Source organism: Pedobacter nutrimenti, assembly GCF_032678445.1.
In the GTDB taxonomy this organism is placed as follows: Bacteria; Bacteroidota; Bacteroidia; order Sphingobacteriales; family Sphingobacteriaceae; genus Pedobacter; species Pedobacter nutrimenti_A.
In genome coordinates, this window is sequence record NZ_JAVTSQ010000023.1 from 15,537 (window position 1) to 28,808 (window position 13,272).

Annotated in this window: 8 protein-coding genes; all 8 read left to right on the forward strand. The window is 39.0% G+C overall.

The annotated features are described in order from the left end of the window. Positions 1 to 142: 142 nt before the first annotated feature. The 8 genes from R2S08_RS27945 to R2S08_RS27980 all read left to right on the forward strand — a co-directional run bounded on the left by R2S08_RS27945 (position 143) and on the right by R2S08_RS27980 (position 13,244). Positions 143 to 796, forward strand: coding sequence for a cupin domain-containing protein (locus R2S08_RS27945; RefSeq protein WP_316838191.1), 654 nt, complete (start codon positions 143 to 145; stop codon positions 794 to 796). Between the two features lie 199 nt (positions 797 to 995). Then, positions 996 to 1,268, forward strand: a complete 273-nt coding sequence (locus R2S08_RS27950; RefSeq protein WP_316838192.1) for a hypothetical protein — start codon at positions 996 to 998, stop codon at positions 1,266 to 1,268. A 379-nt stretch (positions 1,269 to 1,647) separates the two neighbouring features. Continuing rightward, on the forward strand, positions 1,648 to 2,208 hold the full coding sequence (locus tag R2S08_RS27955; protein WP_316838193.1) for an RNA polymerase sigma-70 factor: 561 nt from the start codon (positions 1,648 to 1,650) through the stop codon (positions 2,206 to 2,208). 91 nt (positions 2,209 to 2,299) lie between these two features. Next, positions 2,300 to 3,439, forward strand: coding sequence for a FecR family protein (locus tag R2S08_RS27960; protein WP_316838194.1), 1,140 nt, complete (start codon positions 2,300 to 2,302; stop codon positions 3,437 to 3,439). A 353-nt stretch (positions 3,440 to 3,792) separates the two neighbouring features. Beyond that, complete coding sequence (locus R2S08_RS27965) at positions 3,793 to 7,086, forward strand: TonB-dependent receptor (protein ID WP_316838195.1); 3,294 nt, start codon at positions 3,793 to 3,795, stop codon at positions 7,084 to 7,086. Positions 7,087 to 7,091: 5 nt separating this feature from the next. Beyond that, positions 7,092 to 8,678 carry a RagB/SusD family nutrient uptake outer membrane protein gene (locus tag R2S08_RS27970; RefSeq protein ID WP_316838196.1) on the forward strand — a complete coding sequence of 529 codons (1,587 nt, stop codon included), beginning with the start codon at positions 7,092 to 7,094 and terminating at the stop codon, positions 8,676 to 8,678. A 94-nt stretch (positions 8,679 to 8,772) separates the two neighbouring features. Further along, positions 8,773 to 10,929 (forward strand): glycosyl hydrolase family 95 catalytic domain-containing protein, encoded by a 2,157-nt coding sequence (locus R2S08_RS27975; protein WP_316838197.1) that lies wholly within the window; start codon positions 8,773 to 8,775, stop codon positions 10,927 to 10,929. A 38-nt stretch (positions 10,930 to 10,967) separates the two neighbouring features. After that, on the forward strand, positions 10,968 to 13,244 hold the full coding sequence (locus tag R2S08_RS27980; RefSeq protein ID WP_316838198.1) for a hypothetical protein: 2,277 nt from the start codon (positions 10,968 to 10,970) through the stop codon (positions 13,242 to 13,244). Positions 13,245 to 13,272 lie beyond the last annotated feature (28 nt).

Below are 13,272 nucleotides of genomic sequence, written 5' to 3' on the forward strand. Positions count from 1 at the left end.
TATATAATTCCTGTGTTGACATAAGTTTGTTTCTTACTTAAAGGTAAGCTAATTACCTTTAAGTAAGTGTGTTGATTGCCGTTTTTTTTTTGTTGTAACTTGTTTTTATCCATAAAGGACGAACCTTCCTAATCCTAAAAGAATGAAAAAAAACATGAGCATGTCAAGACGTATGCTGGTTCAAAGTTTGGCAATGGCTACTGCAGGTATTGGTTTGGCGCAATTTGTATCAGCCAAAGAGTTAGTTTTTAATAAAAGTGACAGTAAAGGAATAGCCCCACTTCTTCCTTTTTATCTTCCGCCTCGAGAACCTTTGCAACCTGGGCCGGGTGGAATTGACATACGCACCTGGGTAAGGAGTTCTAAAACAAACCGCCAGTTTTCCTGTGTAGAAACAGCGGTCGCTTCTCGAACAATGGGACCAGCACCACATGTGCATAAAGATCTGGATGAACTTATGTTCGTACTGGAAGGGACAGCTACAGTTATTGTGGACGGAAAAGTGGAAGAAATTGAAGCTGGCGGCTGGCATTTTAGACCGCGAAAACTTGAGCACACATTTTGGAATGGTTCTGAAAAACCGCTTCGATTTATAGATATGTATTTCAATCAGAACTTTGAAGATTTTTTAGAAGAACTCTTTCATAAGATTCTTCCTGATATGATTAAGAATAACTTAACAATGAAAGACCTGGAAATTGAAAAACGGCTAAAAAATCTTGATGCACGTTTTGGAGTAACCACATTCTCAGAAAAAAGACAACCGATTATTGACAAATATGGATTAAAAGGTTAAATCATTGTATCGGTTGTGACCATTCCGCCGATGAGTTGGAATCTGATTTAGACAGAACTGATAGGCTAAACTTCGTCACCGTTTTTTTTTATTCTTTTTAGGGGTTAGATCGTTTCAATTAGACATGTCTATATGAGTCTGTTAACGATAGATCTAGAATTGAAGATGGGCTCCATTAACCATCACATGGTAACGATAAATGAAAAAAGCTACGAGTTGCGAAGTCGCATTTGAAACCCAAAAGAAGTTGCAAGTACATCTTGATGAAATTATCGATATAAGCGTTCTTTTATTTCAAACCGCTTTTTATGATAAAGAGAATTTAAAAAAAGTTAGTGGCTTACTTAGCGCTTCAACTCTTATAATAGAAAAAATACGTGAAATTTTAAAGAGGGAGGAAATCGAAGGCAAGCATATGGAACTTGAAGCACTTATTAATGAATTGATATTATTAATGGATTCATTCAAATAGCTAAGCTAAACATTTCATCATTTCTTCTTAAAATTTCTGTTCCTGCATATTCAAAAATAGTTGGCCAGCACCCGTCATCGTGAGGAGGAACGACGACACGATCTGAGAGCCAGTCTTAGATTCTTCGTTGTACTCAGAATGACGCGGGGGGCGACGCGAAGTAGCGGATCGTCACCCGTCATCGTGAGGAGGAACGACGACACGATCTGAACAATATTATTAGATTCTTCGTTGTACTCAGAATGACGACGAACGCCAGGCTCTGGCAAATTGCGGATTTTTTTAAAGTATCCATAGAATAACAGTCTGTTAAATAATCAATAAATTTTATATAATATTGTATATGAACCAGGTCTCTATAGGGTGATAGATCGTTAATATGGCTGACTATACTAAATTTACAGATGAGGAGTTGGTAACTTTGCTAACGCAGGGTGATATGTCTGCTTTTAATCAGATTTATCATCGCCACTTCGATGCGATGTATAAATTTGCTTTCCGGATATTAAATGATGAGGATGATTGTAACGATATCCTTCAAAACATATTCGTTTGGCTTTGGGAGCATAGAGAAAAACTTAGGATTAATTCACTTTCTTCCTATTTGTTTGCTGCGATCAAATTTAACCTTGTAGGTGTAATAAAACGCAGCAATCGAAGAACTGAGATCCTGGCAAATGCCCCCGCCATCCAGATAGAATTTGAAGATCTCAGTCTGGAATTGAAAGAACTTACCCAACTCATCAAAAGTTTCACGGAAACCTTACCAAATAAGGCGAGGGAAATCTTTGAATTGTCAAGGTATCAATACTTGAATAATAAGGAAATCGCAACCCTTATGGGACTTTCTGAAAAAACCGTGGAGAACCAAATGACCATTTCATTAAAAAAATTGAAAAATCATTTGGAAAAAAACAGTTTCTGGCTAATATTAATTTAAAAAATATTTTCATTGCACTTGGGGGATGTACCATCCTCGCGTCTCTTAGTAATATAGGCAGAGATAAACAACTTCTATAAACTAACCAAATATGAACAATGAAGCATTGCTGCAGCTAGTTGAGCGAATTGCTGGCGGAACTGCAACTGAAGATGAGATTTACAGGTATAATGCTTGGTGCGACACCTTTAGAGGGACAGAACAGGAAATTCCCGGCCTGGAAGAAATCAAACTTTGGAACTTAAAACAGATTCAGCATAGCATTACCCCTAAATCAAAATTCAGATTTTTAAATATTAAATACATTGCTGCCGCAAGCATATTAATTGTTTTGAGCGTTGGCCTGTTCTATTTTATGGTAACGAAAAATGAGGCTGTTAAAAATTCATTGCAGGTAAACGACATTCGCCCTGGCAAAAATAAAGCAACCTTAACCTTAGCTTCTGGACAATCTATAGAATTGAGTGATACCAAATCGGGACTTGTTATCGGTTCGACAGAATTAACTTACAATGATGGAAGCGCATTGACCTCAACGTCAATTTCGTCACAAAACAATCTAAGTATTGCGAAAAATGTACAATTAATGGCCAGTACACCTCGTGGTGGAACCTACCAGCTGATACTGCCTGATGGCACAAAAGTTTGGCTTAATGCTGCATCAAGTCTAAATTTCCCCTCCAAATTTATTGGAAAACAAAGGATAGTAACGCTTAAAGGGGAAGCTTATTTCGAGGTAGCAAAGGATAAAGTTCATCCGTTTATTGTGCAAAGCAAAAGCCAACAGGTAGAGGTACTGGGAACCCATTTTAATATTAACTCTTATGAAGATGAGGGTGCCATAAAGACAACCTTGATGGAAGGAAGTGTACGTGTTATAAGTAAGGAATTAAAAAATAATAGTGAACAGAAGATTCTGAAACCAGGGCAGCAATCCAGTTTCGCAAATAATACCATTACTATAGCTGAAGCGAATACAGATGAAGCACTCGCATGGAAAAATAACGAGTTTGTATTTCACGATGAATCTATCGCTTCTATCATGCGAAAAATTTCTCGTTGGTACGATGTTGATGTAGTATTTGAAGGAGTCGATCCGAATGAAAAATTTTGGGGCTCAATATCAAGGTTTTCTAATATTTCAAAGGTTTTGGAAAATCTACAGTTAACTGGAGAAATACATTTTGAAATTAAAGACCGAAAGGTTTATGTACAAAAAGAAAACAAATAGAATAAATAAAACAATTAATCAATTAACCAAAAAACCAAAAAATGAAAAAACGATTACACCCAGCGTGACAAAAATTTAGGGTGGTCATAAAATAACAAACGCGAAAGTGTATCGAGCACTTTCGCGTAAAGTTCAGGCCAACCTTGACCGATACAAGATCGGTTAAAAACCAGCTAAGATTATCTATTAACCTAAACCAACCCAAAAGTATGAATTATTATGCTTTTTACAAGACAGTTATGCCCGATCGGGTCTTGCTGCAACAAATAATCAGAGTTATGCGAATCACAGCATTCCTAATTTTAATAACATTAGTTCAGGTCAGCGCTTCCACGTTTGCTCAAAGAATAACTATGCAGCAGAAAGACGCCACTTTAAAAGATGTTTTTGAACAAATTAAACACCAAACCGGCTATGATGTAGTCTGTAAATCAAACCAGTTAAAACAATCCAGAACGATTCAGGTTAATTTTGTTAATCAGGATGTTAGATCCGTTTTAGATCAGATTTTGCCCGAACAGAATTTAGATTATGTACTCAACGGGAGAACTTTTGTAATCAAAGCTAGAAATAAACAAAACATTCTTACGAAAGAAGAAAATACTTTGATGGAACAGAAAGTTTATAGTTCTGTTGACATTCGTGGTAGAGTTATAGATTCGGAAGGTAGACCGATTCCTGGTGCTTCTGTGAAAGTGAAAGGTACAACAAAGGCTGTGATTACCGATACAGACGGAAGCTTTCAATTGAAAGGAATTGCTGATGGATCCTTGCTGGAAATTTCTTTTATAGGATATACAAGTGTAGAGATAAAGGCGAGTAAAGATTTAGGAAATATCGAATTAAAGCAAAGTGATGCAAAACTGGATGAACTCGTAGTTGTGGGTTATGGTACACAGAAAAAAGTTAACTTAACAGGAGCAGTTGCTCAAGTAAGCGGAGCCGTATTGACAAAGAGACCTGTTGCGAGCGCTGCAGCAATGCTCGAAGGTTTACTGCCGGGAGTAGGTGTCGTACAATCAAAGGGCCAACCCGGTGAGGGTAATGTATCTATTCAGATTAGAGGTAAAGGAACTTTTAGCGGGGCAGGAGAAAATCCTTTGATTCTGATAGATGGAATTCCAGGTAATATGGAGTCATTGAATCCCAGCAGTATCGAATCGGTTACTGTGTTAAAGGACGCAGCTTCTGCGGCCATATATGGTTCAAGGGCTGCAAATGGAGTTATTTTGGTCACTACGAAAGATGGAAAAGGCGGTGACGGCAAGGTGAGAGTAACCTATGATTTCAACTATGGCATTCATAGCCCGACAAAGATGCTGGATATGGTAACCAATTCTGCAGATTACATGAAGGCTTGGAATACAAGGATTAGAAACGCCAATTATGGTGTAGATATACCAACCAGAGAGTATCCCCAAACAGAAATAGACAAATATGCAAATGCAACAGATCGCATTCTATATCCTAATTTTAATTGGATAGATTATATGATTAAACCTGCACCTACAACTATGCATAATTTGAGTGTCAGTGGAGGACAACAGACACATTATAATCTTGCATTGGGATATATAGATGAAAAGGGTACGATGAGTCCTTATCGCTATAGAAGGATTAACATGCAGGTTAATGTTGTATCTGAGGTAAGCAAAAAATTCAAGGTAGGCGCTACTGCTTTACTTAAAAATGGGATAACAAATTCTACAAATTCAAATGGTGGCGGTGATGCTAATCAATTTTTAACCATCCTGGCTCAACCACCAACCATAATGCCAACTTTACCCGATGGAAGCGGACGTTACTCATGGAGGTCGCATCCTTTTGAAGAAAACAACTGGAATCCATTATTGTTAGCTAATGAACAACCTCAAGTGGATAAAAATTATACTGCGAACGCTCAAGTATGGTCTGATTGGGAAATTCTAAAGGGATTACACTGGAATGTTAAGGCGGCTTCTAATGTTATTATTAACAAAGGAAGCGTCTTTCAGAAGCCTATGTTAACCTTCAGTTATCTTGATCCCTCTATACCAGGTTATACAAATCCCATAGCCAGCTTATCTAAATCTGATAATTATGATGTTTATACAAATTTGTATAGCTATTTGACATACGATAAAAAAATTGGCTTGCACAATTTTAATTTGATGGCAGGATACAATAATGAGAAAGATAATTATGAGTTTATGGACGCCTACCGCTCTAATTTCGCCTCAACAACAACTCCAGAATTAAATGCTGGTTCGCAAACTGGTCAAACCAACGGAGGAAGCAGTTCCGCCTGGGCAATAGAGTCCTATTTCGGACGCTTTTCTTATAATTTTAATGGAAAGTATCTAATTGAAACCAACTTGAGGTATGACGGTACTTCAAGATTGTCTTCTGCAAATAGATGGGGCTCCTTTCCTTCTTTTTCTGCAGCATGGCGATTAAGTGAAGAATCTTTTATGCAGTCAACAAGATCGTGGTTATCAAATGCTAAAATTAGAGCTTCCTGGGGAAGATTGGGTAACCAAAATATTGGTACTTATCCTTATCAGGCACTGTTAACTTATGCAGGTGTATATCCATTTGATAACGCTTCTTTAACACAAGGGGTAGCTCAGACGGCTTTGAACAATGAAGATATAAAATGGGAAACAACGACTTCCTCTAATCTGGGATTAGATTTGACTCTTTTTAATAAACTGTCATTATCCGCAGATGTATATAAAAAATACACAAAAGATATACTGAGAGGTGCCCAGGTTACAGGAATTGTAGGTTTGGATGCACCCACTATTAATAGTGGCGCAATGCAAAATACCGGTGTCGATTTCGAAATGCAATATACTGACAAAGTTGAATCTGGACCATTTAAGGACTTGAAGTTAAATGCAAAAGTTATATTAAGTGCTTTCAAAAACAAATTGGTCAAATTTGGCGTACGTCAGGATAATGGATCTAATGTTTATGAAGAAGGCAGACCTTGGGGTACATTTTATCTACTTCAAAGCGACGGCATATTCCAAACCGCTGAAGAAGTTGCCAATTCACCAAAACAATTTGGTGAAAACACAAAACCCGGCATGATGAAATGGAAAGATGTAAGTGGTCCTGATGGAAAACCGGATGGGAAAATAGATAATAATGATAGGGTTCTTATGGAAGATGGTGTATTTCCTAAATTCACCTATGGCTTTAATCTTAATTTAGAATGGAAAAACTTTGATGTTTATGGATTTTTCCAAGGAGTGGCTGGCTCAAAAGTATTGTTGAATGGCGGTAGCAACAGTTGGGGTATAGTGCCTTTTAGCCAGGGAAGTGCACCAACAAAAGAACAACTAGCGGAAGCATGGACTCCAGAAAATCATTCCAATACCTTCCCGATGCTCGGTGACCCTGTTTCTTTTAATCACCCATCCACTTTATTATTACGAGATAATTCATATTTCAGATTAAAGGCTATTCAAGTTGGATACTCTTTGCCTAATAAATGGGTTGGTAAATTGGGACTCCAGGCGGTAAGAATTTATTTTGCTGGAGACAACCTGTTTACATTTACACCGTATGGTGGGCTTGATCCTGAAAGATCGGGTAGCGGCACGTATGTCAGTTATCCTCAGAACAGAGTTATTTCTTTTGGTTTAAGTGCTAAATTTTAATTGCCATGAAAACAACATTTTATCACATCCGATTCATCATTATACCATCATTAATGATTTTTATGAGCTCTTGCTCCAAGGAATTTCTTGACAAGAACCCTACCGATCAGTTATCGGCAACCGTATTTTACACGACCAAAAATAGTATCGATATGGCCCTGGCATCTTGCTATGCAACCATGCAGGATCAAATATTTACGAGTTCTAACCCTGTTTATGATTGTTTGACAGATAATGGATACGATTTTAATAATAACTATGGAACCAAAACGCTTTCGCAGGGGCCTATTACATCACTATCCGGCGGTTATATAACCGGAGTTTACTCGGGCTCATACCAAAAGATTGCACGTTATAATATTTTTATTAAAACACTGGCTGATTATAATCAACCAGATGTAAATGCAACTTTAAAAATGACTTATGAAGCCGAAGCAAGGTTATTAAGAGCGATTAAATATTTTGATTTATACAAATTCTATGGATCAGTACCCCTGGTTTTAGAAAAAGTTAATATTGCAGATCAATATCAGCCAAAAGTAGACGCAAGCAAAGTACAGGCACAAATACTTGCAGATATTGATTTTGCCATCAACAATCTGCCCGATAAATCTTATGCCAGCAATGGAGGACATTTTGTTAAGGCCTCAGCACAAGTACTTAAAGCGAGGGTTTTGCTTTTCGATGCATATAATGATGGAGGGACAGCTAAACCTGAAGTGATGGCACAAGTGAAAACGGTAACCAACGAAATTATGAGCAAAAATTACTATAGCATTGCTCCAAGTTTCAGAGGCCTTTTTTGCGATGATTTAGGTAAACAAGAGGGTAATCCTGAGTTTATTTTTTCAGTCAAATATTTGGCCCCGAATAACTTTAATTCGAATAATTTTGGCTGGAGTCAATCCGCAGTCTATTTGATGGATGCCAGTTCTCCGGGAGGGGCTTTGCTGCCATTAAAAAATTTCGCAAACGAATTTGAATTTAACAATGGCACTTCATTTTCTGTTACCAATCCATTATATGATGCATCGAATATTTATAAAAACAGAGATCCTAGAATGGCAAAAACTATTTTTTCTGGTAGTGTAACTTTTGAGAATGGATTCACATTAACTCTTTTGCCATCTGCTACCGGCTATAGTTATTACAAACATATACAGGGATCTGATGCAAAAGATCCATATGCAAATAAGGATGGGAGCGATTGGCCGGCCATGCGATATGCAGAAGTCCTCTTAATGTATGCAGAAGCAGCAAATGAAGTTGATGGTCCCACAGCTCTTGTTTATAGCGCCGTTAATCAGATTAGGAACAGAGCTGACATCAATATGCCTGCCTTGCCTGCTGGTCTTAGCAAGGATCAGATGAGGGTAGCTATACGCCATGAAAGAAGGATCGAACTGGCCTTCGAAGGTTTCAGGTATGATGACTTAAAACGCTGGAAAATTGCCGAACAGGCTTTGACCATTCCTGCTTCCGAAGCGATATTTTCTAAAACATTTTTGAAAAAGAACTATCATCTTCCATTGCCCCAAAGCGAAATAGATATTAGTCATGGAGTCCTAATTCAGAACCCTGATTACCAGTAAATAGTTTGGTTGAATTTTGGCTTAGCTGTCAGTATAGATTGGCAGTTAAGCCATTAGTTAAGAAAAATAGGAACAAAATTGTAGAACAAAAGTAATGAAGATAATAAAGTTTAGTTTTTTTTTAGTCCTATGTTACGTAAGTGGTTGGTCACAAAATATTTGGACTAAGCCACCAGCGCACATTCCAAATGATGTTTCAATTGATGCTCCATTAATGGGAAATGGTGATGTGACCATGAGTGTGGGTTTTAAAGGGGATCAATTACGTTATTATTTATCTAAGAATGATTTCTGGCGGTTGCGATCAAAGGCTGATCGTTTGTCGGGCCCACGTGTGGTTGGTTTTGTAGATATAAAGGTGAACGGTTTTAATGATGAAAATTTTTCTGCAGAACAGTCGCTTAAGAATGGGATTACTTCCTGCTTGTTGCAAAAGGATGAGCAAAAGATCATGGCAAGATCATGGGTATCGGCAACGGAAAATCTGATCTTTTTAGAACTTAGTACGTCAGGAAAAGCAGCAAAAGTAACGATTCGCCTAACCGCTCCAGAAAATCGACAAGCTAAATTAAAAAGCGGAAAGGTAGGCAATGTTTATTGGCAAACGCGTTCTTTTACTGATAGTGTAGATATTCCTACTGAAGTGTCTGTCGCTTTAAAAACATTTAATTATAAGGATAGTTCTGTGGTATTACAGCCAGGAAAGAAGGTAATTGTAGGACTTTCTATTGAAAGCAGGTTTAAAAAAACGAAACCTCTTGATGCTGTATTAAACAGAATAAGCAAACTTGACGAAAAATCGGTTGCGGCTTTAATGAACAAACATAACAATTGGTGGAAATTGTATTGGAGCAAATCGAATATTACTGTCGAAGATCCGGTATTAATGAAAGCCTATTATCAGGGATTATATACCATGGCCGCTTGTAGCCGGGATCCTAAATTTCCTCCAGGAATATTTGGCTGGACTACTACCGATAAACCTGCATGGAATGGCGATTATCATTTGAACTACAATTTTCAAGCTCCTTTTTATGCTTTGTATGCAGCCAATCGTTTACAACAGGGCGCGCCTCATGATGGCCCGCTGATTGATTTTATGCCGAGAGGGGAATGGTACGCAAAAAACGTAACCCATACGCGGGGTGTTTTATATCCGGTAGGTATTGGCCCCCTGGGGATTGAAGTTACCCGGAATTTTGCTGTGGGCGGTTATCAAAAGCAGGCAGACATTGAACTTGGGGGGCTATTTTATCAGCAGCGGTCCAATGCTTCTTACGGGCTGATTAACATCGCCCAGCATTGGCGCTGCACGTATGATCCAGCATACGGTAAAAAGATCTATCCTTATGCTCTGGCAATTGCTAATTTCTGGGAAGATTACTTAAAGTTAGAAAATGGCCGATATATTATTTACGGAGATGCCATTCATGAAGGTTCCGGACAAGATATGAACCCAATCTTATCCCTTGGACTCGTTCGGAATGCCTTCGAGCTGATCATTGATTTAAGTTCTACACTAAAAGTGGATAAGAACAGGCAGACAAAATGGAAAGATATTTTAAGCAAGCTCAGTGATTTTCCCGTTCAAATACGAAATGGCAGAAAAGTTTTCCGATATACAGAAAAAGGCATGGATTGGGCGGATGGAAACGGTTTGGGCATTCAACAAATTTACCCTTCTAATGCTATTACTTTAGATAGTAAAGAGGAAGAGCTGCAGGTAGCACTTAATACAATTGATGAAATGAAACGCTGGCAGGATACGAACACCAGCAATAGTTTCTTTATGGCTGCCATTAGAGTTGGGTACCATCCATCTGTTGTTCTTAATGAGCTGCATAAATATGCTTTGCACACCTACCCAAATGGCTTCCAGTTAAATAATCCACATGGAATAGAAAACAGCTGCACCGTAGCCAATGCACTTAATGAAATGCTTTGCATGAGTGCTGGAAACGTCATTAGATTATTCAGTGGCTTCCCTGGGGACCAAACGGCCAGTTTCAAAAACATCAGAGCATGGGGTGCATTTTTAGTGTCTGCGGAGTTAAAACATGGAATTGTTTCTGAAGTTCAATTACATAGTGAACAAGCTAGGCCTTGTATCCTCGTCAATCCATGGCCAGGTCAGAAAATTCAATTGATACGAAATGGCAAAAAGGCCGAATTAGTTGCAGGCGATAGGATATCTTTTAATACAGGGATAAATGAAACAATAAAGCTTAAGGCAGGTGATCCAGCCAGCTAATAAAAGGAATTCTGGTAAAACTAAAAAGCTGTGAAAACATGAAATATAACGAACAGAAAACAGTATTTATAACCAATCTTTTTAGATCGATTTTCTCGATACTAGCAATTAACCTGTTCACTGTAAGTGTTCTGTTAACAAGTCATAGCGTGTATGCACAAGAATCGTCTTCTTCAGCTACAATGCGCGCTAAAACCTTGGGTATCCCAACTTTGGATGAAATGGCAGGTGAATGGATACCCTTTGCAGATATCGTGAATCCTCCATCCCTTCATAACGGTCACAATATGCTGATCGTGGACCGTGATCTTACGTCTTATTTTTTCAGTCCTGATGGTTGGTTATATAATTTGGCGGCTTATGCCGATGCTAAGGAACCCAGTGTCTGGCGCAGGGGATATCCTGCAGTTAAATTATTTATAGATGACAAAGAGTATATGGCGCAGGAAGCTCGCCAAGGTAGTTATCGTACCCTTCGTCGCAATTTAGCTTGTAATGGCCTGGCAGTTGAAACGGATACACGAATGGTAGACGAACAACGGGGTGTACTTTCTCAAATTACTTTTACCAATACTACATTACTACCCCGAAATTTTCGGGTAAAATTAAGGATGCCGGGTAGTTTGCAGCCCGACCATGTTGGCGTAGCTAATGAATTTCAGCGTGCGGGAGTTATTTCCATCATTCGCCCCACACGTAAACCCGACAAAGTAGATATTGATGCTTACATTGTTGTGGATTGGACATGGAATATTACACTGTCCCCCGGTGAATCTTGTCATCTAGGTTTTGCAGCTGGGGATGAACCGACAACCATAGGTAAAACTGATGGTTTTATTCAAGGCGACATTGGCAATCAGAAAGGTAATAAGGTCGATGCTCGTGTAGCAGATTGGGCCAATGATTTCGATAAAGCTTTTGCTGAGATTAAAGAAACCAGGGAAAACCGTTGGGCCGATGCTTTTACGCCGGGAAATCGTCATTTTTCTGGTCATTTACCAGTGCTAAAAACTGAAGATTTGGCTTTGAAGCGAAATTATTACATGGGTGCTTTTACTATTTTATCTTTGGAACGTACGCAATTTGCGCTTTATTCTAAAAGTTTTGTTACCAATGGTGAGCGGGATGATGGTACCCAGTTTTATGGTGATATTGCCGTAGAACCAACCGTTTGGGCCTTACTCGAACCCGGTAATATGAAAGCAACATTGCGTCGCTGGTTAGTTCAAAATCCGCGTAATTCTGCTTGGCTAGACTTAAGACAAACCAAGGGGTACGATTCGAAGCAATATGACCGCATGTACGGTTATTCCAGCAATGCCTGTAACTTTTTATGGGTTGCCGATGCTTACCTGCGCATTACCGGAGATACCTCTTTTTTAGATGAAAAACTTGAAAATGGTAAAACTGTTCTAGAATGTATGGATGCCATGGCCACCGATTGGGAAACGTTGCCCAAGGGGCCTTTTGGCCTTGTAGATTACGGAGGTAACGAATGTTTGCTGGAGTGTATTCCTGCATACGCCCATTGTGTTGCTTCAATAAATGCCCAAGTGGTGTGGACGTTGCGCAATATTGCTAAATGGCAAGCGCTAAAAGGTAACCCTGCTCGTGCCAAATCCTTGCGTGGAAAAGCTGATGCATTTCTGCCCAAAGTAATGCGTTTGTACAAGCCTGGGGACGGCGTATGGTATTCCTATCAACCTGATGGAAAAAAGCTAACCCAACGGCATGCTATGGATTACATATATGCAGGTATGGCTTTAACGCAGGATTTAAATCCAGTGCAAAAAAACGAAATGAATGCTTTCGTAAAACGTGAGTTATTCGCCAGAGACTGGATGCGGGCAATGAGTCTTAGTGATGAATCGGCAACCACCACCAGGCGAGCCGATCACGGGCCTAATGGCTCTTATGATGTTTGGCCGGCATTGACCATTCGTACCATGTGGCGACTGGGAGATCCAACGGCTGCTTTTGATTTTTATCGTCGTATAGCAATTGTGACACGAGAAGGCTCTTTTACACAAGCCCACGAGTTTTATGGCCCTAACTGGGAAAAATTTGATGCCCCGGTTCGCATTTCGAGTGACCGTGGTAATATGCGGGAAGCTCTTGGCGGTGCCACCTTTACAGATTTGGTTATTAATACTTTTTTTGGTTTTGACCCAGGAAGTTTGGGTCCAGAAATTCTTATTGATCCTAAAATCCCTCGTCCGTTTAAAGCAGAGCTGCTTAATATCAATTTTTCAGGGAAACAACTAAGTCTTCAGGCCAATGAAAAAGGAATAAAAACTATTAATAAAGTGGAATGATAGAAGCGAATTGCAAGACCACACCTCT